This is a genomic window from Niallia sp. RD1, from assembly GCF_024219955.1.
Lineage (GTDB): Bacteria > Bacillota > Bacilli > Bacillales > Cytobacillaceae > Niallia > Niallia alba.
Window position 1 is genome coordinate 4,700,397 of the sequence record NZ_CP100420.1, and the last position, 22,085, is coordinate 4,722,481.

Annotated in this window: 29 protein-coding genes; 8 read left to right on the plus strand and 21 right to left on the minus strand. The window is 34.3% G+C overall.

Going from position 1 to position 22,085, the window contains the following annotated elements; translation table 11 throughout:
• Positions 1-6: 6 nt before the first annotated feature.
• The 7 genes from NKG37_RS22710 to NKG37_RS22740 all read right to left on the minus strand — a co-directional run bounded on the left by NKG37_RS22710 (position 7) and on the right by NKG37_RS22740 (position 3,745).
• The gene (locus tag NKG37_RS22710) at positions 7-549 is read right to left on the minus strand and encodes a DUF4269 domain-containing protein (RefSeq protein WP_016203206.1); all 543 of its coding nucleotides are present in this window, start codon (positions 547-549) and stop codon (positions 7-9) included.
• A gap of 118 nt (positions 550-667) precedes the next feature.
• Complete coding sequence (locus NKG37_RS22715) at positions 668-1,057, minus strand: GNAT family N-acetyltransferase (RefSeq protein ID WP_254416434.1); 390 nt, start codon at positions 1,055-1,057, stop codon at positions 668-670.
• A 38-nt stretch (positions 1,058-1,095) separates the two neighbouring features.
• Positions 1,096-1,236, minus strand: a complete 141-nt coding sequence (locus tag NKG37_RS22720; RefSeq protein ID WP_254415376.1) for a hypothetical protein — start codon at positions 1,234-1,236, stop codon at positions 1,096-1,098.
• A gap of 105 nt (positions 1,237-1,341) precedes the next feature.
• Positions 1,342-1,620: an NUDIX hydrolase gene (locus tag NKG37_RS22725; protein WP_367976439.1), complete on the minus strand. Its 279-nt coding sequence runs from the start codon at positions 1,618-1,620 to the stop codon at positions 1,342-1,344.
• A gap of 278 nt (positions 1,621-1,898) precedes the next feature.
• Positions 1,899-2,228 (minus strand): HIT domain-containing protein, encoded by a 330-nt coding sequence (locus tag NKG37_RS22730; RefSeq protein ID WP_169188805.1) that lies wholly within the window; start codon positions 2,226-2,228, stop codon positions 1,899-1,901.
• 363 nt (positions 2,229-2,591) lie between these two features.
• Complete coding sequence (locus tag NKG37_RS22735) at positions 2,592-2,942, minus strand: Rossmann-fold NAD(P)-binding domain-containing protein (RefSeq protein WP_254415377.1); 351 nt, start codon at positions 2,940-2,942, stop codon at positions 2,592-2,594.
• Positions 2,943-2,968: 26 nt separating this feature from the next.
• Complete coding sequence (locus NKG37_RS22740; RefSeq protein WP_254415378.1) at positions 2,969-3,745, minus strand: hypothetical protein; 777 nt, start codon at positions 3,743-3,745, stop codon at positions 2,969-2,971.
• A gap of 100 nt (positions 3,746-3,845) precedes the next feature.
• On the opposite strand from NKG37_RS22740, the gene NKG37_RS22745 reads away from it, so the two are divergent.
• Positions 3,846-4,736: a ribokinase gene (locus tag NKG37_RS22745; protein ID WP_254415379.1), complete on the plus strand. Its 891-nt coding sequence runs from the start codon at positions 3,846-3,848 to the stop codon at positions 4,734-4,736.
• Positions 4,737-5,334: 598 nt separating this feature from the next.
• Here NKG37_RS22745 and NKG37_RS22750 read toward each other — a convergent pair.
• Positions 5,335-5,682, minus strand: coding sequence for a hypothetical protein (locus NKG37_RS22750; protein ID WP_016203219.1), 348 nt, complete (start codon positions 5,680-5,682; stop codon positions 5,335-5,337).
• A gap of 42 nt (positions 5,683-5,724) precedes the next feature.
• Positions 5,725-6,285, minus strand: coding sequence for an AAA family ATPase (locus tag NKG37_RS22755; RefSeq protein WP_254415380.1), 561 nt, complete (start codon positions 6,283-6,285; stop codon positions 5,725-5,727).
• Positions 6,286-6,485: 200 nt separating this feature from the next.
• Between NKG37_RS22755 and NKG37_RS22760 the strand changes: the two genes are divergently transcribed.
• Entirely contained in the window at positions 6,486-7,016 is a 531-nt protein-coding gene (locus NKG37_RS22760; RefSeq protein WP_016203221.1) for a helix-turn-helix domain-containing protein, read from the plus strand.
• Between the two features lie 268 nt (positions 7,017-7,284).
• Here the strand turns inward: NKG37_RS22760 and NKG37_RS26410 are convergent, their stop codons facing one another.
• The 4 genes from NKG37_RS26410 to NKG37_RS22770 all read right to left on the minus strand — a co-directional run bounded on the left by NKG37_RS26410 (position 7,285) and on the right by NKG37_RS22770 (position 8,804).
• Positions 7,285-7,458: a P-loop NTPase family protein gene (locus NKG37_RS26410; RefSeq protein WP_319005189.1), complete on the minus strand. Its 174-nt coding sequence runs from the start codon at positions 7,456-7,458 to the stop codon at positions 7,285-7,287.
• 47 nt (positions 7,459-7,505) lie between these two features.
• Complete coding sequence (locus tag NKG37_RS26415; RefSeq protein WP_051993935.1) at positions 7,506-7,820, minus strand: ATP-binding cassette domain-containing protein; 315 nt, start codon at positions 7,818-7,820, stop codon at positions 7,506-7,508.
• Positions 7,821-8,156: 336 nt separating this feature from the next.
• Positions 8,157-8,201 (minus strand): erythromycin resistance leader peptide, encoded by a 45-nt coding sequence (locus NKG37_RS26420; protein WP_145999722.1) that lies wholly within the window; start codon positions 8,199-8,201, stop codon positions 8,157-8,159.
• Between the two features lie 90 nt (positions 8,202-8,291).
• Positions 8,292-8,804 carry a ribonuclease FAU-1 family protein gene (locus tag NKG37_RS22770; RefSeq protein WP_224428119.1) on the minus strand — a complete coding sequence of 171 codons (513 nt, stop codon included), beginning with the start codon at positions 8,802-8,804 and terminating at the stop codon, positions 8,292-8,294.
• Between the two features lie 207 nt (positions 8,805-9,011).
• Here NKG37_RS22770 and NKG37_RS22775 point away from each other — a divergent pair, with 207 nt between their 5' ends.
• The gene (locus NKG37_RS22775) at positions 9,012-9,326 is read left to right on the plus strand and encodes a hypothetical protein (RefSeq protein WP_254415381.1); all 315 of its coding nucleotides are present in this window, start codon (positions 9,012-9,014) and stop codon (positions 9,324-9,326) included.
• 384 nt (positions 9,327-9,710) lie between these two features.
• Here the strand turns inward: NKG37_RS22775 and NKG37_RS22780 are convergent, their stop codons facing one another.
• On the minus strand, positions 9,711-9,959 hold the full coding sequence (locus tag NKG37_RS22780; protein ID WP_016203224.1) for a YqkE family protein: 249 nt from the start codon (positions 9,957-9,959) through the stop codon (positions 9,711-9,713).
• Between the two features lie 13 nt (positions 9,960-9,972).
• Complete coding sequence (locus NKG37_RS22785) at positions 9,973-10,422, minus strand: OsmC family protein (RefSeq protein ID WP_016203225.1); 450 nt, start codon at positions 10,420-10,422, stop codon at positions 9,973-9,975.
• Positions 10,423-10,551: 129 nt separating this feature from the next.
• Between NKG37_RS22785 and NKG37_RS26210 the strand changes: the two genes are divergently transcribed.
• The 3 genes from NKG37_RS26210 (at position 10,552) to NKG37_RS22795 (ending at position 13,715) form a co-directional block, all read left to right on the plus strand.
• On the plus strand, positions 10,552-10,683 hold the full coding sequence (locus NKG37_RS26210) for a hypothetical protein (RefSeq protein ID WP_016203226.1): 132 nt from the start codon (positions 10,552-10,554) through the stop codon (positions 10,681-10,683).
• A gap of 406 nt (positions 10,684-11,089) precedes the next feature.
• Positions 11,090-12,001: an alpha/beta hydrolase gene (locus NKG37_RS22790; protein ID WP_169188809.1), complete on the plus strand. Its 912-nt coding sequence runs from the start codon at positions 11,090-11,092 to the stop codon at positions 11,999-12,001.
• Between the two features lie 484 nt (positions 12,002-12,485).
• The gene (locus NKG37_RS22795) at positions 12,486-13,715 is read left to right on the plus strand and encodes an IS110 family RNA-guided transposase (protein WP_100525939.1); all 1,230 of its coding nucleotides are present in this window, start codon (positions 12,486-12,488) and stop codon (positions 13,713-13,715) included.
• Between the two features lie 156 nt (positions 13,716-13,871).
• On the opposite strand, the gene NKG37_RS22800 is transcribed toward NKG37_RS22795, so the two are convergent.
• Entirely contained in the window at positions 13,872-15,584 is a 1,713-nt protein-coding gene (locus NKG37_RS22800; protein WP_224427511.1) for a methyl-accepting chemotaxis protein, read from the minus strand.
• Positions 15,585-15,800: 216 nt separating this feature from the next.
• Entirely contained in the window at positions 15,801-16,313 is a 513-nt protein-coding gene (msrA, locus tag NKG37_RS22805; RefSeq protein ID WP_016203229.1) for a peptide-methionine (S)-S-oxide reductase MsrA, read from the minus strand.
• 208 nt (positions 16,314-16,521) lie between these two features.
• Between msrA and NKG37_RS26425 the strand changes: the two genes are divergently transcribed.
• Positions 16,522-16,698, plus strand: a complete 177-nt coding sequence (locus NKG37_RS26425) for a YqzH family protein (protein WP_367976211.1) — start codon at positions 16,522-16,524, stop codon at positions 16,696-16,698.
• Positions 16,699-16,704: 6 nt separating this feature from the next.
• On the opposite strand, the gene NKG37_RS22810 is transcribed toward NKG37_RS26425, so the two are convergent.
• The 3 genes from NKG37_RS22810 to tnpB all read right to left on the minus strand — a co-directional run bounded on the left by NKG37_RS22810 (position 16,705) and on the right by tnpB (position 19,454).
• Positions 16,705-17,496: an SDR family NAD(P)-dependent oxidoreductase gene (locus NKG37_RS22810; protein ID WP_016203230.1), complete on the minus strand. Its 792-nt coding sequence runs from the start codon at positions 17,494-17,496 to the stop codon at positions 16,705-16,707.
• A 379-nt stretch (positions 17,497-17,875) separates the two neighbouring features.
• Entirely contained in the window at positions 17,876-18,142 is a 267-nt protein-coding gene (locus tag NKG37_RS22815; protein WP_016203231.1) for a DUF3658 domain-containing protein, read from the minus strand.
• Positions 18,143-18,272: 130 nt separating this feature from the next.
• Positions 18,273-19,454 carry an IS200/IS605 family element RNA-guided endonuclease TnpB gene (gene tnpB, locus NKG37_RS22820; protein WP_224427526.1) on the minus strand — a complete coding sequence of 394 codons (1,182 nt, stop codon included), beginning with the start codon at positions 19,452-19,454 and terminating at the stop codon, positions 18,273-18,275.
• Positions 19,455-19,883: 429 nt separating this feature from the next.
• Here tnpB and proC point away from each other — a divergent pair, with 429 nt between their 5' ends.
• Positions 19,884-20,720, plus strand: a complete 837-nt coding sequence (gene proC, locus NKG37_RS22825; protein ID WP_224427512.1) for a pyrroline-5-carboxylate reductase — start codon at positions 19,884-19,886, stop codon at positions 20,718-20,720.
• 133 nt (positions 20,721-20,853) lie between these two features.
• Here the strand turns inward: proC and rnz are convergent, their stop codons facing one another.
• On the minus strand, positions 20,854-21,768 hold the full coding sequence (gene rnz, locus NKG37_RS22830; RefSeq protein ID WP_016203235.1) for a ribonuclease Z: 915 nt from the start codon (positions 21,766-21,768) through the stop codon (positions 20,854-20,856).
• Between the last annotated feature and the right edge of the window lie 317 nt (positions 21,769-22,085).

The following is a 22,085-nucleotide window of genomic DNA, read 5'->3' on the forward strand; positions in this document are numbered from 1 at the left end:
CCATATTTAAATGAACCTCTTCACTTTCCCATACTGGATCAGTGAAAGATAAGGATCTCCTTTTAACCCTAGTACCTTACAAAAAGCCGGTTCTGTTTTGTATCCCTGTTTCTTTAGTGAAAGGATTTCCTTTTTTACTGACGGATCCAGTTTTAAAATCGCATGTTCAATTATCATATGTAGATAGGCATATTGCTGTTTAACAGGAATTGGTTGACCAAATAATTCAAATTCGAATCCTTCAAAAAAGAAATTTGCTTTTGTTACTTCCACTTCTCTAATCATTAAACTTTTTAAGCTGAAATTTCTCATTTTACCAAAATGCTCGGTTACAATTTGTTTAAAAGTTTCAACTTCATGGACTTCCATGATTATATCTAAGTCGGAACTATCTATATCCACGCCAATTGGAATCGTTCCACATAGGATAGGCGTATAAGGATGTAAAATTTCGTATATATTTAGTTTCTTTAATGCTAAATAGGCATGTTGTTGCTTTTCGTTCCCTAACCGTAAATAATCTAGTGTATCAAATATTGGACAGTCCATGTTTAATATATCTCCTAATATAGATTAATAACTTATGCTTTATTTCTTCCGTCCTGCTCTCTGTAAAAAAAATTTCGATTATTCTGATAATGAATAAGTACAATAAAATTATACCTTTTCATCGCTTAACTTTATGCAATACAAACTGTGACTTGCTTTTCTTAAACTCATTTTTGCTGTAAAAGGTAATTAAATCTTCCTCACAAAATAAACTAATTACATCTATATCAGACAATTCCTTTAATAATTTATCAATAAGTTGAGTACCGATTCCTTTTCTATTGTAAGAGCTATGAATAACTACATCTTCAATATAAGCTCTAAAAATCCCATCTGATATAGCTCTTGCAAAGCCTATAAGCGTATTATTTTTCCATGCGCCTACCGCTAATGCTTGGGATAACATTTTTTCCATATCTCGCTCCGTTCTTTCATTCCACCACCCAGCATCTTTATAAAGCTCCATCACTTCACTGGCTTTTATTTGTTTCTCTTTAAATGTACGCAGTTCTACTTTCATGTCATTCACCTACTGATTGCTTTATTTTAAATAGATAATTTTATAAAATCTTCTTTTGTTAATTTAACCAAAACTATATCTGGCTCACTAACATCTTCATAAGTAAATCCATAATCTACTAGAAGTTTTTGCCCTGGTATATTATTTTTAGCGACTCGGTCAACCATTACCTCACCGTTAAATTCGTAAAAATAATAGCATTAACTCTTTAAAACCAATTGAACAATTAAGATACTGATAGTAATAATGACCTTCTAAAATAAAGGTCATTATTACAAAAAAAATCTTTTTCTAGCAAATAAATCCTCCACTTTGTTTGCTGTCACTCTTGGTTTTACATCAATAGCCGTTAAATCCTCTATTTTTACCCACATCGGCAAATAAGTACCGCGATCTTGATTACGATCAGTAAATTCTTCCCCTTTTCCTGATCCAATCGTTCCACTAACTACATTCGCTAAGAAAAAATTTTGAGTTCCTTGATACTCTAGTTCCGCTAGACATTCTCTTATTCCAACCGTTACACCTAACTCTTCGAATGCTTCCCGTATAGCTGCTTCCTCTGGTTTCTATTCTTTTTCGATTCCTCCACCTGGAAAAACATAATAAGTCGAACTTTCTCTTACTCTTTTTATTAAACAAACTTTATTCTCTTCTATAATGACAACAGAACCTCTATTTCGCACTAATATTCACCTTTTCCTTATTTTTTAAGGAAGAGACTCCTTTTTTAACACCAACTATTCCATTCAATTTATACACTAGATTAACAAAGAAGGGGTCTTTTTAGAAAGGCCCTTTTCCTATAGATTTATTGAGATTTTTCTATTTATTTTAGTGGGTTACCATGAACAATATGCCAATGTAAATGTTTTGAATCTTGATACTTCCCGATATTGGTAATAACTCTGCATGCACCATGCTCTTGAGTTACTGTAGCAGCCACTTGTTTTATAACACCAAAAAGCTCCAATAGTAAATTATTATCCGCTTCTTCTAAAGTAATTAGAGAAGCGATATGTTTTTTCGGAATAGTAACGATATGGATTGGATAGAAGGGTTTTGTATGATAATAAGCTAAGACATTTTCTGTTTCCATAACTTTTCTAACCGTTGTTTTTCCGCTAAGAACCTCGTCACAATAGAAATCTTCTGTCATATTGGTTCCTCCTGTTTATTATTTAATAACGGAACTTCCATCAGTTGGATTTTCCTCTTCCTCCACTGATGATTAGTGCATTTATCGGACGATTCATTACGAGAGAGTGATTTTCTCCAGATTGCCGTTTGGTCTTACTGAGCTTTTTGAGTGGGATAAATTTTATGGTCTTTTATCCCATGGGTCGATTACGCCTATTATTTTTCTCTCCCTTTTATTTTTTATGGCTTCGATTACCCCATCTGAAATCTCTTCATGTGTTAGCCATCTTGAATGGTCTTTTTCCAAAATGAAACCTAGTTGAATCTGATAATAGCTGCAATTTTCTGGAATGGCTATTTCCTTCTTTATTTCCGATAAATCTTAACTACTACCAATAATGTGGAATAAACACCATTTATGTCCATCCTTAGAAACTTCGTCCTTTACTATATTCAATGTATTTTCCCCTATAGAATGAACCCATGCAACAACCAAATCAATTGGCCCATTCTGTTGAATGGTCCAACTTAACATCTCTCTAAATACAGTAGAATTTGTATAATCAACCAATAATGGAGTTATTTTCGTTTTAGCATTCAAGTTATCTACTAATCTATTCATAGGAACAGGGTTTCTCCCAACAATAGATGTTTTGTAGCCTTCTTGTTCAGCTAGCCATCTAGATACCTCAACAAGCATTCCTGTGCCGCCAATAATTAATACATGCGTCATTTCACTGCTACCCCCTTTTAAATCGTTTATCGGTACTCCCTTTCAGTATCTAACCAATCATTCATAATTTCTTCGTTACTAAGCTCATATTCTTCTATAGTTCCACCAATTAAAGTATGATCTACTTCTATTTCTGTACTATTTACTGTTTTTTCACTTTTATTTTCTAAAGAATCTACTAGATAATATAATTTCTGTCCATCCTGCCCCCACTTCACTCCATATATATTTTCGTATATAAGTGAAGCAGTATAATACTGTTTCCATTCATCCATTTCCAGATGATACATATACACTCTGGCACTTTCTGGGTAGCCACCTATCATAGTAATTATATTTTCATTAGGAGACCATGCAATCCCAAATGGAGGATCATACCCCATATAGTTATCCTCATCTCCAATTTTTTCGATAAGATTAAGTGTTTCTCCCGACTGTAGATTAACTACATATACACTTAGTCCTTTTTTATCCCAGATATCCATTGCTGCATATTTTTGATCGTAGGATAATTGTACGCTCTTAATTTCAGACTCCTTAGAGGGTAATTCTATTTGTACATTATTATTTGCACTCTTTAGTGTAAGCTTGGATTCTTCTCGTTTTAATAAGAAGGTTGAAGTTTCAGCGGCCATTTTTGATTGATTTTTAATGGTTATCACATTAGCATTTCTAGCATATTCAATCTTCTTCGTCTCACATCCACTTAACATACTAAAGATTAATGCTATTATTATAAATTGCCGGACAACTCGCATAATTACTCCTTTTCCTAGATACATATAAAGTAAAGAACTATACATTACTTCCTAAAAATTCCTCTTCACTTCTAACTTTAACAAACTTCTCCCATTTATATAAAGTAAAATCAATGCTATTCTATAGATAAGTTAAAATGCAGAGGTGAATGGCTTGAAAATTTTAAACTTTGGATCTTTAAATATTGATAAGGTATATTCCGTTCCTCATTTCGTTTCTGCGGGTGAGACGTTGTCTTCGACGAATTATGAAGAATTTCCTGGAGGCAAGGGGTTAAATCAATCGATTGCGCTTGCTAAAGCTGGAGCAGAAGTCTACCACACGGGAAAGATTGGAAAAGACGGTCTATTCTTGAAAGACATTTTATCTGAATCGAATGTGAATATTGATTGGATTGAAGAAACTGGGACCACAACAGGTCATGCGATTATTCAAGTTTCTTCCAGTGGGGAAAATTGTATTCTTTTATTTGGCGGAGCAAATAAAGAAATAACAATTGATCAAATTAACGATGTTCTAGTGAATTTTTCGCAGGACGATTTACTGCTATTGCAAAACGAAATCAACGATTTAGAATACATAGTGGAAAAAGCACACAAAAAAGGATTAAAAATTGCCCTTAATCCATCTCCAATTAATGAAACAATTACCAAACTAGGCTTTTCTAAAATTGATTACTTAATTTTAAATGAAATAGAAGCAAAGGCAATTACAGGTGAAAACATGAATGACAAGATTTTTCAAAGACTATTGTCATTAAACAAACAGCTAAAAATAGTGTTAACTTTAGGCACAGAAGGCGTGATTTATAAAGATAGTGTTCAAGAACATAGACAACCATCCTATAAAGTAGATGCAGTCGACACTACTGCTGCTGGTGACACCTTCTTAGGTTATTTTTTAAGTCAAATTTCGCAGCATACTGATATAAAAAAATCTTTGCAAATTGCAGCAAAGGCAGCTTCCATTGCAGTAACTCGAAAAGGAGCCGCTTCTTCCATTCCAACATGGCAAGAAGTAATCGAGACAATCTAAATATAGATCTGCTTAAAAAGGGAGGGTCTTTTAGTGATTCTGCCTTTTTAAGTAAATCTTTGTCTTGATCTTTGTTATGTCCTTAACTGAACATTGGATGAATTTTTTTGGGTAGAAAAGGATGAATAATAATGAAAAAGATAAAAACAATCTATCAGAAGGTGCAATATGAATAAATTTTCAAGTAAGTTAACCGTCTTTTTATATTTCTTATTTTTCGCAAGCACGGGAATCCTTTTGTTCATTTTCTATAAAGATTTTACTAGTACTTTTACCTATTACTTTATTATTGGATACTCTATTTTCATTATATGTTTTATCTTTTACTTACTATGGATTGCGACGATCAAGTGGAAGAATAAATTTAGCTGGTCATTACTGAGGGGAAAAATATTGCAATTCGTTTGTCTATTTATCTTATTCAGCTTAACTAGTTATCTATTTAATTATTTTTTTCTTCCCTCGCATAAAGATTTTACGTTCTCTTTTACAGCTCTTGGCTTTGCATTCGGTCTTTCTTTTCTTGACGTCACCACATTATCCCAAACAAAAAAAGATTAAAATAGAAATACGGCGAAAATACATGATGCATTATAGTTTAAATTCCATAGTGTATCATGTATTTTTTTGTTTCTTGTGCTTCTAGTATTTTTATAGCTAAATCTGTATGTTCCTTAGATTTTCTTCTGTTTTTATTGGACAAAACAATTTCTAAAAAAAGTGGTAACGATTCAGGGGGAATGAGTGTTATCCCCCAGTATGCTAAACCATTTGCAGGTCTATTATATGTATGGAAGTATGTTTTCATCATCGCTAATTGCTCTTTTAGCTCTTCTATCATATCATCATTTACTGCAATACACTTATAATGATCAGGGGCATAATGAATGTATGCTTCTTGTTTATCGAAATTGGCAATAATGCCAAATTGATGGAAAATAGCCAAGCATTTCCTTCTTTCTATTAAACTCATCTTTTGCTATTGCATTCATAAATTAAATCGTTCTTTTATCCGCTTTGCCGCCTCTTCAGCACTTATGTTTGTATTATTGATTCGTAAGTAATTACTTTGATTTATTTCTCCTGGCCAAGAATTTAAACGGTATCTTTCCATCGAAGTTTTCAAGTTATTTTCAGACCAAACGATATCTCTTTTAGTTGGTTTATGCTCTAATCGTTGGGGACTTTTATTTCGTATGATTCTTTCTTCTATCTGTGCTTCAAGCTCCACGAAATAGATGGTTCCTCCTCTTGATTCAAACAGCTCGCATACATGATTAACATAATTCCAATCTTCTTTCATATCAAATGCCCATACGTAAGTGAAGATGATGCCATCTAAATCACTTTTTGATACCGCTTCAAATATTTCATTACGAAACAGCTCAACTAATCTCTTTCCCTCTGTAGTTCCATAATCGAAAAATGTGCTAACCAAATCGATTGTCATATGATTATGGAATAGCTTTAAGTCAGTTATTTTTGCTAATTCTAGGCCAACTGTCATTTTCCCAACTGCTTGTGGCCCGAATATTAGAACAAATTTCACTTCTTATTCCCCTTTACTAAAAAATTCTTAAGTTATCTTTTCTTGTATGCCTATATTTGTTTATTTTAGCAAAGGAAATTGTAATCACAATAAAATTTGGTTATACAACTTAAATTTTCCAATTATTCATTTACATTATTAGCCATTTATACTAAAATATTATTTAGTAAATAATATTTTAGTACTTTAGGGGGTTAATAATGAGTTTACTTGATGTCTATTTACAAAAAAATGAAAAAAAGCGTTATGATGTTTATAAACAAACTGGGTTAAGCCAACAAGTACTTTCTGCAGTCAATAAAAAAAAAGTTAGCAGCTATTCTGTAAAAACCATTCAAGCCATCGCCCAAACAGTTGCAAAAACAGAAGGAAAAGTGTTGGACGAACTTTTACAATTAGAAAAAGAAAATGCCTATTTTGAAGTATTTAATACAGAAGATTTACTACTGGCCTTTGCAAATAAAGAATCTCATATTTTAATTAAAGAGGAATATAAAAAAGAAATAGAGGAACTAGCAAAAACACAGCTTTCAGAAACGGAAACACTCGGGCTGGAATTAGGTTCTGCTGGAACTATATACATTTTAAGTGAAATTTTTTATCAGCTTGTCTTAAAACTTAGTAATAAAAACAAAGATCAAAAAAAACTTGAAAACGACCTACGCAAGTATAAGATTAAAAAACATAACGAAAAAGAATATTTATTGTATTTTAAGCATTTAGACTATTAGATAAGACAAAGGAAAAGGAGAACAGTTCAATACCTTCTTCTCCTTTGTTGTTCTATTTAAACATGGCTTCGAGCTATTCTATTTCTTTTACACAATTTTTATCATGGTTTAAAGTCCTATTGAAATTTCTTTAAAACTAATTGTTTATTTTCGATTTCATAAATATAATCTGCAACACGCTCTATAAATGCTTGATCATGTGAAACAAGAATGACTGTTCCTTCATAGGCTTTTAAAAATCGCTCTAAAGCTTCGATACAATCAATATCTAAATATATTCAATCACCATACCATCCACAACTTCCCATATTTTCGTCACTAGTTTATCAAGAAAACTTCGGTCATGACTGACAAGAATAAGCGCACCATAATAGTACTCTAATTCTTCCAATAAGAATTGTTTGCCTAACTTATCTAAATGGGTTGTTGGTTCATCTAACAATAAGCCTTCTCGATAATTGGAGAAACCCTCTGCTATTTTGAGTCTCGTTAACTTTCCCCACTAAAATTTTCTATTTTCGTTTTAGGGATAGAAAGTTTTCCGATTAAGTCATACTTAACTTCCTTTGTTTCAGGTGAATTTAATTGATCAAAATAAGCGAAATCTACAAAACGATTTATTTGTCCTTTCTCTGTCGGAATCCTACCTGCCATTAATTTTAGCAAGGTACTCTTACCGGTCCCATTCTTTCCTACAATACCAATTTGATCAAACTGATTTACAGATAATCTTGGTATTGTTAACACAATCCGATCTAAATACGTAACTTCTATATTCACTAATTCAAGAAATACTTTTTCCATTATTTTACCCTCCATTGGTTATTTTCCAATAAAAAAATCACAGGCAAATTTCCTGTGATCTAGAGTAAAGGGGAAAAACTACCTTTTTAAGATAGCGTTATAGTAAATTGCCCTTTTATAAAAAAGGCAATTTAAAAAGGTAGAAATATCTACCTTTTAAACAGCATTCCATATCCATACAACACAGTCGTTACTGATATTGTACAAGAAAGAATACATCAATAGAAATAATGGTCACTAATGATTGTTTCCAATATGCAATGAAGATTATTAAAAAAGGACAGACTAATCCCGTTTACTCTGTATACACAAAACAGAGCCTTTGAACATATTTAATTACTTGTTCAAAGCTAGGAATCGAAGTCTCATCGAATGTGTCATTTTTTAATAATCCTCCTTCATTAATTACAAGTAACGTTATAGAGAGAGGAACAATGAATGGCAAAGAAAAATTCAAGTACATATTTTAACTTACAATGGATAAAAATTTGCTGTTTCAGCACTGACCTCATCTATAATACAATCTTTCCTCTTTAACAATGCATGTAATGCAGTTTGAACATATCCATTTTCAAATGTTTCTAATGGCTGAGGCAATTCTTCTTGATCCAAAATATAATATATATGATTAGGTTTAACTACTACATCAATAATTAAATCTTCAAACATGACAATATTATTTTGAATGCTATTTTTTCTCACAATATTAAAATACGCTCCTAAATACTTTCCATTTTCCTCTCTCCAAAAATATAAATTATATGGCTGATCCAACCAGTAATAGGCAAACGTGTATGTCCCTTTTGGAATAACTAGTTTCTCCTTCCCCTTCCCCATTTCAAATGGTTTTTCCACTTGATGTAAGAGAGTAATTTTTTTATTATCTGAGTGAAGAAGTTTGCATTGATATTCTTCTATTGTGGAATTATAACGAATTTTCCTTTCAATTATCGTTTTGCCATACTTTAATTTCCATTCTAACATTCTATCATCTCCAATAAATTGAACCATATTTATTAATAGTTTCCCTTTCATAATAAATATGCAAACATTTATACAAACAAGTTATAAAAGAATTCAATGATAAATCGTGATAATATTTGATTTTGTAGATAGCACTAAATGTTTTTGTAAACATGCTAAAATAAGATAACAAACTAAAGAATGATATATTTTTTAAAGGCGGAGAAAATGTATGTAAAAGTATATGAATACCATATTATGCCGGATAAGTTAGAGGAATATTTTCGCATACAAGAAAAAGTAAGCCACATCTATCGTAAATACATCGATTCAAAAACAACCTATCTACAATGTAATGATGATTCAACAAAATGGCTGGAGATAACGACATATAAAAGCGAACAAGATTATCAAATCAATATTGATTTGATCAATGAACAAGCAGAAATTCAAATATTATTTAATGAATTCCAAGCTTTACTTATCCCAGAAAATAGTCATATAAAAGAAGAAGCATTCACCAAAGTGGCAGTAATAAAATAAACTATTAGAAAAGAGGCTGGGGCAAAAGTATTCCAACTAAATATAAATCCGAACAATTATATGCAGATATTGATAAAACTTCCGTATAATTGTATGGGCTTTTTATTAATTTTAAGAAAGAAGATTTGTGCTTATTACCCGCAGACTGAATACACTTCGCTTTCCATGGGGCGAGCGCCAAGCTCCTCGCTTCTTAAGTTCCTGCTGGGTCTCGGACTTTCTCGCAGCTCCCATAGGAGTCTACGTGTATTCAGTCTGCTCCGTTTTTCCTACTAATTATATTTACTTTTGAAAAGAATTAAGCAACTTATTGGTTTCGCTACTAAATGAGAGATTGTTCGTCTTTACCCATTAGATATTTTGTTTTGTCTCAGCCTTTTCTTCTTATTTAAAGTCCTTCCAGTTCATCGAATTTTCGTTTAATAGTTCTTCAAAGCTTTTATTTTTCTCTTTTTGTCTTCGCTCTTCTCTTTTTCTTTCTTCATCCGCTTTAAGCTTGGCTTCTTCTTGTTCTTTAAGCTCGTGCTTTTTATCTTTGAGCTGTTTCGCTAATTGCTCGTTCAAAAGATCCCCTAATGTAACGGGCTTATCTTCTTGTTTCGATTTTTGTACGTTTTTCCGTTGTTTTGCCATCTGGTTATCCTCCTTACAATGCAACCTCAATTGTTTCCTCTAGCTTGACTTCGACATTCCCTTTAATAGCTCTTGTAATCATACAGCTTTCTTCTGCTTTTTGAGCTAGTTTTACTGCAAGCTTTATATCTTTTTCAGTCGCCTCTTTTTTTAATACAATTTTTGGGCGGTGGATAATCTTTTGATAGGTAAATATACCGTTTGTCACATCTACCACTGCTTCTGATTCCAATGTTAAACTTTCCTTCTCCAACCGACTTCTTTCCATCATTGCTGCTAGAGTAATAATAAAGCATGTGGCCGCAGCACCTAGTAACATTTCATCTGGATTTGTTCCTACACCAGGTCCATCCATTTCTTGTGGAATAGATATTTTTGTTTTTAGATTGCCACTCTCAATTGTGCCGACATCATTACGATAGCCCGGCCAATCTGCTTTTAAATAAAAATGATGTTCTGCCATAATTCAACCCTTCTTTTTCCTATGCTGTATGTATAATAACATATTTTTCAACTCAAGTTATACTAGAGAATTCGATACAGCACAATTGTTTTGCTAGTATCATCATTTCTATTTTAGGAGGGAATCTTAATGAGTCAAAAGCGTGATAAAGGATACAGTCAAGCTGGGAAGCCAAATGCTGATACTGTTAAACAAGCAATTGCCGCAGAAGATTTAGAAAAGGCCGTTCATCCGACAAACAGACAAAACTCCAAACAGTAGTTCTGCTTAACTGCACTTTCTAATAATAGATGGTGCAGTTTTTATATCAATATTTACTTATTCTTCCATGCAAAACAGCTTCAATTTGTAACCATTTTTTTATTCCTGCATAAAATTTTTTATCATAAAGTGAAACTTCCATCAGTGGGGGTTTTCCTTCCTCCCCCGCTGATGGTTAGTTGAACCAATCGGACCTTTACGGACAGTTGATCTCTCACCTATCTTCCTCGTATTCTCATAAGCTTGAGGCGGAAGTCTTACTGTCTGTTAAGAGAGGGATAAACATTATAGCCTTCAATGTCTATTTTTGCATAAATAAACAAGCTGTCTATTTTGTTTCTCTATGGAGAAATGATACACTCAAATTAGTTTCTGCTAAATTTATGAACTTACTGGAGGAATCGGTTTGAGAAAGCTGTTTCGTTATCTATTTTCTGTATTGTTGTTTATTACATCTATTGGAGTCTATTGTTCCAATCGATTAATGTATATGAAGAAAAAAGACAATGACTTTATTTTAAAAAGAGAGCAAGAAGCTGGCAGATTGGACCCGGTTTCATTTGAAAATTTAACTAAACAAGAAATTACCCTCCCCTCCCCCTATGGCTATGATTTAAAAGCAATTCTAGTGGAGCCTTTTGAAACAAAGAAATATATCATCATATCACATGGAGTCACGGAAAATAAAACGAGTTCCATTAAATACATGAACTTATTTTTAGAAAGAGGCTTTAATGGAATTATTTACGATCATCGGAGACACGGAGAATCTGGCGGAAAAAATACAAGCTTTGGCTATTATGAGAAATTTGACTTAAAGCAAATTGTAGATTGGGTTAGAAGAGAGAAAGGAAAGGATATAATCCTAGGTATCCACGGAGAATCGATGGGTGCTGCTACCATGATTCTTTATGCTGGCGGGATTGAAGATGGGGCTGATTTCTATATTGCCGATTGTCCTTTTTCAGATTTCACCGACCAATTAAATTATCTTATTAAACAAGAAATAAAGTTACCAGGGAAAATCTTCATCCCCATTGCCAATATATTCCTTCGAGCAAGAGCCCGATATTCGATTAAGGATATCTCTCCCATTTCGGTCATTGATAACATTAAAAGCCCAATGCTGTTTATCCATAGTCAAAAAGATGATTTTATCTTGCCAGAAATGACACAAAAATTATTTGATAAAAAACAAGGTCCTAAAAAATTATTTTTCGCTGTTAATGGCTTTCATGCTCAAAGCTATAATGAGAACAAAGAAGCGTATGAAAAGGCGATTGATGACTTTTTAAAAGAATATGTGGATATAAATTAATTAAAGGCTGTTTTCGTAAAGTTTGTTGCGATTACCCGCAGCCGGAATACACTTCGCTGTGGGGCTCGCGCTGATCCTCCTCAGCTTCGCCTCCGGGGTCTCAGACTGTCTCGCTAATCCCCATGACGTCTTCGTGTATTCCGGCTGCTCCATTTTTCCAACTAATTCTTTTTTTCGATTGAAAAAACAACAATCCTTTAGAAAAACTCTCATGGCGGCGTTACCCGCCGCCACCGTCTATCATGAAAACTTGCTCCTATCCCATGATAGAAAGTCTAAACCACTTAACACCTGACCATAATTAATAGTACAATACGACCAGTCCGAAGACTGTTTGGTGGATCAATACAAGTTGATACCCCGTTAGAAAAACTGGTTGTGACAGTTTAAAAGAACCGTCTAATGTGTTTATAAACACGAATACAAAAATTTTGTATGATGACTTCTGTCGCTTGTATTGTATTAAAATCTTTGAGGTGATTATATGGAAGCTATGATTGAACGGTGTGCAGGCCTAGATGTACACCAAGAAACAGTAGTTGCTTGTGTTTTATTTGGTTCATTAGATAAAAAACCAAATAAAGAGATTCAAACCTTTCCAACAACCACAAGTGGCCTTTTGGCACTTAGCGACTGGCTATCCTCACACAAAATAACGGATGCTGTAATGGAAAGTACCGGTGTATATTGGAAGCCCGTTTGGAATGTTATAGAATGTGACTTCCAATTAATCCTTGCCAATGCCCAACATGTTAAAAATGTTCCCGGAAGGAAAACAGACGTAAAAGATGCGGAGTGGTTAGCTAAACTTTTGCGTTCTGGACTAATTGAAAAAAATTTTGTACCGCCCAAAGAAATTCGTGATTTGCGAGATTTAACCCGGTATCGTAAAAAACTCATCCATACACGAACTTCTGAGCGCAATCGAATCCACAAAATTCTACAGGATGCAAATATTAAACTAACTTCTGTTTTATCTGACATTTTTGGTGTCACTGGTTGTCGCATTATTGAAGCCCTAATAAACGGCGAAAAAATAGGTGTGTTTGAACTTCAACAAATGGTTGATTCAAGAGTTAAGGCGAGCACAACAGATATTGCAGAAGCCCTTAACGGTGGAATACGTAAACATCATATTGATATGTTACGTTTCCATTGGGACCATATCAATCACATCGATGAAACAATCGAAAAAGTAGTTGAACGCATAGACCAAGCGCTTATTCCTTATCAAGAGGAGTGCGAACTACTAGATACCATACCGGGTGTGGATAAAAATGCATCCGCAATCTTTATAGCTGAAATGGGTGTAGACATGTCAGTATTTAAAAGTTCTAAACATCTAGCCTCATGGGCTGGAGTGAGTCCAGGAAATTATGAGAGTGCCGGTAAAAAAAAAACAGGTAAAACTCAGTACGGAAACAAATCATTAAGAACCACCGCTGTTGAATGTTCCATGGCTACAGATAGACAGTATAATCGCATATCTGCACATAGAAAAAGAATTATGAAACGACAAGGAAAATCGAAAGCACGGATCGCTTCCGCTCATTTAATCCTAACAATTGCTTACAATATTTTAAAAACAAGGCAACCATATCAGGAACTAGGCCCTGATTATGTTGATCTCGAACAAAGTAAAGAACAAAAAATGATTCAATACTTAAAAAGGAAAGGGTATCGTATTGAACCCACTAATGAACAAATTGCTTAATGAATAACAAAAGCACTATATTTAATCATTCCTAGCCTTTTAAAAAAGTTCAAATTTAGAAGGTTCAGCTTAGTGTTGCCTTTTACCTAAAGAGTTTTCATACAAACAGCCTAATTAAAAAAGGAGTCATGTCTATTGCATGCCTCCTTTTTCTGTTTAAATTTTAAATTGTTTTATCTTATCTTGCAAATCTGATGCTAGTTGTGCTAATGAAGTAGAAGAAGCCGCTATTTCCTGCATGGATGCTACTTGCTCCTCGGTAGCTGCAGAGACGTTTTCCGTACTTGCTGCAGCTTCACTTGCCATCGAATTTACTTCTAAGATAGAACCATTGATTGTATTTGTATGCTCTTTTAATTGATTAAGTGATTCACTTACTTCCTCTACTAATATAACTAGTTCATTAACAGACCCTTCAATTTTCTTGAACGCTTCCCCTGCGTCTTGAACAATATTTATCCCTGCATCTACGTCATTTGCAGCGGTTGTCATGGAGAGAGAAGTATTCTTTGAATCAGTTTGAATTTGACTGATTAGATTGGTAATCTGTTCAGCAGATCCTGCCGTTTGTTCCGCTAATTTTCTTACCTCATCAGCTACAACAGCAAAACCTTTTCCTTGCTCCCCAGCTCTTGCTGCTTCAATTGCTGCATTTAATGCTAATAGGTTGGTTTGTGAAGAAATATCTGTTATTACCTTTGTAATATCCCCAATTTCATTAATTCGAGATTCCAATGTAGCAATAGATTGAGCTAGTGATGCTACATTATTATTAATAGATTTCATTTGTGTGGTTACTTCTGAAATTCTTTTTGCACCTTCTGCAGATACATCTGACGTTTGCTCGGCTGTTTCTGCGACTTTTTTTGCACGTTCTGTTATGCTTCCAGTCGTTTCATTTACATTACGTATTCCTTCCGAACTTGACTCCATTAACCTCATTTGTGTTTCCGAACCTACTGCAAGTTCCTGTATCGTTTCCGAAATATGTTCACTTGCTTTACTGCTTTCTTCGGAACTAGAACTTAATTGTTCGGATGAAGAAGCAAGATGATGGGACGTTTCAGACAGCATTTCTATAAGCCCCTTCATCCCATCTGCCATCGTATTATAGCTATCAGATAGCGAACCCACTTCATCCTTTCCGATATATGCATATCTCTCCGAAAAATCTCCTTGTCCGCCTTTTTCCATTAGAGCTTTCAAGCGTTTGATCGGAGCGACAATCATTGATGATATATATAAACCAAATAAGACTGCAAGTGCTACGGAAACGATGATAATTCCTGCTGTTACCAGAATCATCGTTGAATAATAGCTTTCATTTTCTTTAGAAATTCGTTCCGCTTCTGCCTGATTAGTTTCTTGTAGTTCATCCAATTGACTATTGATAACATTTGTTTTAGAACGTAAATTTTTTGTATATAAGTTATAGGCAGAGTCATTAAAATTATTGAGCGCTAGAGAGATAACTTGATCCTGCAGTTGTTCAAAGCCATCATAAACATCTTTAAAGATCTTATACGCATTTGTCTCTTCCTGTGAAAGCTTTATCGCATCAAGTTTTTTAATATATTTATTTGACTCCTCCATATTCTTTTTTATCGCTTCTAACAGTTCCTGATTTCTCTTTTCATCCTCGGTTATCATTAATTCGATAATATAGCTGTCGTTTGTACGGCGATAATTTTCTATTTTCGCAATATATGTATTAGGTAATAGTTTCTCTTCATACATCTTTTGAGAATTACTAGCCATTTCTTTCATCCCATACATTCCAAATAGTCCTATTAGTATTAATGCTATTGCACTAAACATAATGATGATCAATATTTTTTTAGAAATATTGATATTTTGTAAAAATCTCATAGAAGCTACCCCTTTTCTTCATCTAATCCTTTTTTCATATCGACATAGATCGACAATACTTTAGAACATCAGGTTGAAAAATTCTATTTTTTTAGAAATAGGAGATTAATTACAAAATTTCGCAATTATAATAGTTATGCTTAAAGTAACCCTACACAAAAAAGAGGATTTGCTATCAATCATTAGTGATTGATAGCAAATCCTCTTTTTATTCTTTTACCAATACTCATTAATGAACTCATCTCGTCCAGACTTTTCTCTATCCTCTTTATAATGCTGCTTATTTTTCTTATGATAGTCTTGATGATAGTCTTCAGCAGGATAGAATGGTGCTGCTGGTTCAATTAATGTAACAATCGGCTTTTTAAATTTTCCACTTTCAGCCATTGCTTGCTTTGATTTTTCAGCAAGCTCTTTTTGCTTTTCATTATGATAAAAAATAGCTGTTCGATATTGTGGTCCACGATCCTGAAATTGTCCATCTGGATCAGTTGGGTCAATTTGCTGCCAAAATAATTCTAATAAACGTTCATATGGAAATAATTCTGGATCATATGTGATTTCTACCACTTCAAAATGTCCAGTTGTTCCTGTTTTCACTTGTTCATAAGTTGGATTCTCCACATGTCCCCCGCTATAGCCAGAAACAATACCTCCAATTCCTGGAAGTTCTTCGAATGGGGATACCATACACCAGAAACACCCACCAGCAAATGTAGCTTTTTCCATTATCTCTCATCTCCTTAATTGTTCCACTTTTTAGCATACTATTTTCAAGAAAATTAGCGATAACTCTCTTATTAGATAGAAATTAGTATATAATACTTTGGAGAAAGTTACTATTTTTTTCTTTACACTTCCATAGTTAATAAGTTATATGACATAAATACTATTTAATAATAAGGAAAAATTAAATAATAAATTACTTTTACAAAAAATGATACAAAAATCCCTTAAGCAATATCACATTGAATCCAATACGCCTCCCCTCAATGAATATGAGGAATTAGCAAATAAAATCATTCATTTAAAAAAACAACATCCTTCCCATGATCTCAATGATCTTGTTCAAGATGTAGTTTATGGGTATATTACAGATTCTCCCTATTTTTAACTGTGTTTATTTTTTATTCAAAATGCTGCCAACCAGCTTATCTGCGATTCCTGGAAATAGATTATAAAGAACACTTCCCCAATTCATCCACACTGGCAGATTGAGCTCACGTTTTGGATGCAGCATCAATCCCATTACTTTTTCAGCTACTGTTTCGGAAGACAGCATATATTTTTGAACATTTTTAACATAGTTTCCAGATTTGTCAGCCGTATTGAAAAAAGCGGTCTCAATTGGACCTGGGTTTACTGCAGAAATTTTGATATTGGAAGTTGCTACTTCCATTCGCAAACTGTTTGTAAAACCTAAAACAGCATGTTTGGTTGCAGCATAAGCACTTGATTTTGCTGTAGCTAATTTTCCTGCCTGGGAAGCAACATTAATAATATGGCCTCTGTTTTTTTCTAACATAGAAGGCAATACTTCTTTCGTACAAGCAATTACTCCGATTACATTTACTTGAAACATTTGATCAATGTCTGCCATATTCGCTTCGTGGACCATATCAAAAACGCCAAACCCTGCATTATTAAGTAAAATATCGATAAAGTCGACTTCTTGATAGATCTTCGCAAAAACTTCCTTCACTTGGTTCGTATTACTTACATCCAAAGTATAATAGCTAGCATGGACAGGAAATTGTTTATTTATATTGGCACAAATAGCAGCTAACTTTTCTTCAGATCGAGCAAGAAGAATCGGTCGTCCGCCCTTTTGTGCTACTTTTAATGCAATTTTCTCTCCGATGCCAGATGAAGCTCCTGTTATTACAATGTTCTTTCCATGTATATTTGTCATATCTTTTCACCTCGTTAATACGCACTCTTCTTAAAAAAAGGCTGTTTTTGTAAAATTTGTGGCTATGCTCCGCAGCCGGAATACACTTCGCTTTCCGTGGGGCTAAGCTTGAGTCTCCCCAGCTTCGCCTCTGGGGTTTCAGACTGTCTCGCTAATCCACAGGAGCCTACGTGTATTCCGGCTGCTCCATTTTTCCAACTAATCCTTTTTTTCTATAAAAAAACAACATTCCTTTAGGAAACAGCCTAAACAAAATATATCTAGTGTGATTATTTTCCTACTAAAATATCACATACTATATTCAAATAACATTAATAATAAAATACTATTTATATTTTTACATAGTAGATTTAAAATAACAACTAGGTTATTGACTCCGCTATTTCAGGCGCACAAAATAGCGTCTCCTATTTTTGGGGATTCCTTTCATTTCAAATACTCCAGAATAGACAAGATGACGAATCCGATATTCGAGAAAATTATGGTCTATCAAAAGATTCTCTTCCTCCATTGTTTCCCAAATAAGCTGACTAGTCATTATATAATCTATTTGTTCTTCCGCATGCATTCTTTTCCAAGCTTCCACAATTTTGTGATCATAATAATCGATTGCTACCGGTAATATTCGAATGGCTAATTTTCCCACCATCCTATTTTTCTATTGACAGAAAAGCCTTCTAACTTGCATAATCAATTGAACTACTTACCCCTTATCAACCTTACAGTCTGATTGAAGGGGGAAATTCCTACGAACACCAAAGTATCCTTCGGTTATCTTAGTAGGCTACCCCCGCAGTTCCTGCGGTTAGAAGTCTTAACGCTTCATTTTTGAGATTGATTGCTGCATTAATATCTCGATTTTCATGATGGATATGGCATGTTGGACATTCCCATTCACGTAAGCCAAGATTTTTAACCTCTTTGTTTTGGTAGCCACAACAGGAGCAAAGCTGACTGGACGGAAAGTGCTTTGCAACGGTCACCACCCGTTTTCCATACCATTTTGCCTTGTATTCCATCATGGTTTTGAATTCTGACCATGATACTTCACTAATGGCTTTGGCAAGGTTGTGATTTTTTAACATATTGGATACAGACAAATCTTCCATCCCGATTATGTCGTGGTTTTTGACAAGATCAGTGGAGATTTTGTGCAAGTAATCCCTTCTTGCATTTGCCATTTTCTCGTGAATACAGGCAACTTTTCGTTTGACTTTATACCAGTTTGAGCCACCAACGGCTCGTCTGCTCATGATTCGTTGAAATTTAGCTAACTTTTCTTCCAATGTGCGAAAGAATTTAGGGTTAGAGAAAGTTGTACCATCTGAAAGAATAGCAAAATTTTTTAGCCCAACATCTACTCCAATAGCGGAATTTGTTTTTGGTAACTCTTTCACTTCCACTTCTGCACCGATGGAAAGGAAGTATTTTCCTGACGGATTGCGTCTAATGGTAGCACTCCGTATCTTGCCTTCAACTTCACGACTTTTGGCAAAGCGAACAAGACCAAGTTTAGGAAGCTTAATATACTTACCTTCAACCGCAATATTTCCGTTTGTATGCTTTGTCGTGTAGGATTGCACAGGATTCTTCTTCGATTTAAAGCGTGGATACTTATTTTGTTTTTTATAGTATCGTTCAAAAGAATCAGCCAAGTTTTCAACCGATTTCTGCAAAGCAATACTATCCACTTCTTTCAGAAAAGAATAGTGTTTCTTTAATTCTGGAATTGCCTTTACTGTTTCATATTTGTTCAACCATTTTCCTTTCCAATTATTTGTTGGAAGCTGACTATTTTGAACCATTTCTTCAACAATATACCAATAAGCGTCTTTCTCTTTCTGCTTACCTAGAAAGAAATTGAATGTGAACCTCACACAACCAATCGTTTTATGGATGAGTTCCATTTGTTTTTTATTGGGATAGATACGAAACTTATATGCTTTATTAACGATCATTGCGCTCACTCCCCCAACACGAATATATGTTCTTATTTTACTATAAGAGGATGTGTTTTGGCTATCGCCAACCGACATTCATCTCCCCCTTATCGTTGGGCTACAGCCCTGCATATAATGGAAGAGGGAGTCTTCTGTCGGAAAATGATAAATTTACAGGATGAAATAAGAATAGTAAATGGAAACGGCTTGCTAGAGAGGAAGTTCCTTAGGCTGAAAGACTTCATCATTGTCCATCTGATTGAATCTACTTAAGAGTAGGTAGGAAAACCTAAACATAATTCGTCGTTACCGGTGAAGAGTTGTATAATTATATGCGAATGCTGATTATATATAAGCTAAGGTGGTACCACGGAAAACCTTTTGTCCTTTCTTTTTAACGTAAGGTTTTTTTCTTATTTTAGACACATTATTATAGGGGGAGAGAAAATGAACAAACTTGCTATTATCGGCGCTGGTTCTATGAGCGAGGCCTTAATTTCTGGAATTGTTTCCAGTAAGATGAGTGAGACAACCGATATTATCGTTACAAATCGTGGCAATGAGAACAGACTTATTGAATTACAGGAGCGCAATGGAATTAATTACTCTTTCGATTTAGAAAAAGTGATTGGAAATGCAGATGTTATCATTCTCGCAATGAAACCGAAAGATGTAAGAGAGGCTACGCTTCAATGGAAAGATTATTTATCTGAACGTACCCTCCTAATATCTGTTCTTGCTGGCGTTAGTATGGACAGCCTGCAACGCTTAATTGACCAAAAGGTTCCAATTGCACGTGCCATGCCAAACACCTCTGCAATGGTTGGAAAATCAGCAACTGGGATCGCCTTCAACTCTTTTGTAGTAGATACACAAAAACAATTCGTTTTAGACTTGTTTAAAACCGTTGGCTTAGTTACTGTTGTGGAAGAAGAGCAATTAGATGCGATTACTGGACTATCAGGAAGTGGGCCAGCTTATATTTATTATTTAGTAGAAGCAATGGAGAAAGGCGGACTGAAAATCGGACTGGATCGTGAAGTAGCTAACGAGTTGATTGTGCAAACATTAATTGGTGCAGCAGAAATGATTGCGGTATCTTCCAAAAGTCCACAGGAGCTTCGCAAGAATGTAACTAGTCCTGGTGGTACCACAGAAGCAGGACTCAGAATTTTAGAGCAATTTGATGTACAAAATGCCTTTATCTCTTGTATTGAAGAAGCGACTGCCCAATCAAAAAAGATGGGAAAAGCACTTACAGATGAACTTAAGCTGTCAAAATAAAGAAGACTAACCATCAGTGGGGCTTTTCCTCAACCCAATGATGGTTAGTCACACTTAACAGACCTTTACGACCAGTTAAGAATAGATAAAAGGGATGCTGTCTCTTATTTTGACGACATCCTTTTTTACTTGCTTAAATCTCAAACTCCGCCAAATCTTCTGCAATGTATGTATTAGGAAAAATAGCTCTTGCTTCCTGTAACAGTTGTTCTGTTAATGATTGATCATATCTTGCGCTTATATGTGTTAGCAGGAGACAATCTACCTTTGCTTTTTTAGCTGTATCGGCAGCTTGTACTGTCGTAGAATGATAATATTCAGTGGCAATCGAACTTTCTTCTTTTGAAAACGTTGCTTCATGAACCAGTACTTTCGCTTCTTTTGCCAAAACCTCTGTGGCAGAACAGGTTCTTGTATCCCCTAAAATAGTTATTATTCTTCCTTTGATAGCAGTACCAAGAAACTCTTGGCTATTTATTATCGTACCATCATCAAGCGTGAGATTCTCCCCATCCTTTATTCTTTTATATATAGGACCGGGCTTGATTCCATATTGCAATAATTTATCTGTATTTAACTTTCCAGGACGGTCCTTTTCGATTATTCGATAGCCATAGCTTGTTACGCCATGTTCAAGTATTTTTGCTTCCACGATAAAATCATCGTCTTCAAAAATAGTGCCTTCTTCAATCTCTACGATGTTTAAATCATATTTTAAATATGTTTGACTAACAGCAAGACTAACTCGAATATACTCGTGAATTCCTTTAGGTCCATAAACTGTTAGCGTGGTTTCTCCACCTTGGAAAGATCGGCTAGAAAGAAAACCTGGTAATCCATAGATATGATCTCCATGTAGATGGGTAATAAATATTTTATCAATTCTTCTTGGCTTAATATTTGTATATAGTATTTGATGCTGTGTTGCTTCCCCACAATCAAACAGCCAAATACTCCCCTTCTCTTCTAAAAGTTTTAAAGCAATCGCTGTAACATTTCTCGATTTTGCTGGAATACCTGCACCAGTTCCTAAAAATTGCAATTTCATAAATGCATACTACTCCCTTTCTTTTTTCTACGTTGTTCCTCATCCCACTGTATAAATAAAACTCGTTCATTAAATACTAATTCAGAATAGATGTCTTAAGTATACTTTAATGCTGCGCGTTTATCCAAATTACTAAATCATTTAACTAGTAACTTTTGCTAATATATTGTAATATCATGTTGGATGAATGAAAAAATTCTGCTGTAAATACAAATAGTAAAAATATTTGCAAAAATTACAAACAAATGTGTTGCCATATCCTTAAGAAAAAGATAAAATTTTATAACTGTATAGGTACATGTATTATTTAGGCTGTT

Excerpts from the sequence above, each read along its gene's own strand:
- NKG37_RS22780 (WP_016203224.1), bottom strand. The coding sequence starts at position 9,959 with ATGGCAAAACAACGGAAAAACGTACAAAAATCGAAACAAGAAGATAAG.
- proC (WP_224427512.1), top strand. The coding sequence starts at position 19,884 with ATGAACAAACTTGCTATTATCGGCGCTGGTTCTATGAGCGAGGCCTTA.
- NKG37_RS22735 (WP_254415377.1), bottom strand. The coding sequence starts at position 2,942 with ATGACGCATGTATTAATTATTGGCGGCACAGGAATGCTTGTTGAGGTA.
- NKG37_RS22795 (WP_100525939.1), top strand. The coding sequence starts at position 12,486 with ATGGAAGCTATGATTGAACGGTGTGCAGGCCTAGATGTACACCAAGAA.
- NKG37_RS22730 (WP_169188805.1), bottom strand. The coding sequence starts at position 2,228 with ATGACAGAAGATTTCTATTGTGACGAGGTTCTTAGCGGAAAAACAACG.
- NKG37_RS22810 (WP_016203230.1), bottom strand. The coding sequence starts at position 17,496 with ATGACAAATATACATGGAAAGAACATTGTAATAACAGGAGCTTCATCT.
- NKG37_RS22785 (WP_016203225.1), bottom strand. The coding sequence starts at position 10,422 with ATGGCAGAACATCATTTTTATTTAAAAGCAGATTGGCCGGGCTATCGT.
- tnpB (WP_224427526.1), bottom strand. The coding sequence starts at position 19,454 with ATGATCGTTAATAAAGCATATAAGTTTCGTATCTATCCCAATAAAAAA.
- rnz (WP_016203235.1), bottom strand. The coding sequence starts at position 21,768 with ATGAAATTGCAATTTTTAGGAACTGGTGCAGGTATTCCAGCAAAATCG.
- NKG37_RS22770 (WP_224428119.1), bottom strand. The coding sequence starts at position 8,804 with ATGTTAGAATGGAAATTAAAGTATGGCAAAACGATAATTGAAAGGAAA.
- NKG37_RS26210 (WP_016203226.1), top strand. The coding sequence starts at position 10,552 with ATGAGTCAAAAGCGTGATAAAGGATACAGTCAAGCTGGGAAGCCAAAT.
- NKG37_RS22710 (WP_016203206.1), bottom strand. The coding sequence starts at position 549 with ATGGACTGTCCAATATTTGATACACTAGATTATTTACGGTTAGGGAAC.
- NKG37_RS22740 (WP_254415378.1), bottom strand. The coding sequence starts at position 3,745 with ATGTATAGTTCTTTACTTTATATGTATCTAGGAAAAGGAGTAATTATG.
- NKG37_RS22720 (WP_254415376.1), bottom strand. The coding sequence starts at position 1,236 with ATGGTTGACCGAGTCGCTAAAAATAATATACCAGGGCAAAAACTTCTA.
- NKG37_RS26425 (WP_367976211.1), top strand. The coding sequence starts at position 16,522 with ATGATACAAAAATCCCTTAAGCAATATCACATTGAATCCAATACGCCT.
- NKG37_RS22775 (WP_254415381.1), top strand. The coding sequence starts at position 9,012 with ATGTATGTAAAAGTATATGAATACCATATTATGCCGGATAAGTTAGAG.
- NKG37_RS26415 (WP_051993935.1), bottom strand. The coding sequence starts at position 7,820 with ATGGAAAAAGTATTTCTTGAATTAGTGAATATAGAAGTTACGTATTTA.
- NKG37_RS22760 (WP_016203221.1), top strand. The coding sequence starts at position 6,486 with ATGAGTTTACTTGATGTCTATTTACAAAAAAATGAAAAAAAGCGTTAT.
- msrA (WP_016203229.1), bottom strand. The coding sequence starts at position 16,313 with ATGGAAAAAGCTACATTTGCTGGTGGGTGTTTCTGGTGTATGGTATCC.
- NKG37_RS22800 (WP_224427511.1), bottom strand. The coding sequence starts at position 15,584 with ATGAGATTTTTACAAAATATCAATATTTCTAAAAAAATATTGATCATC.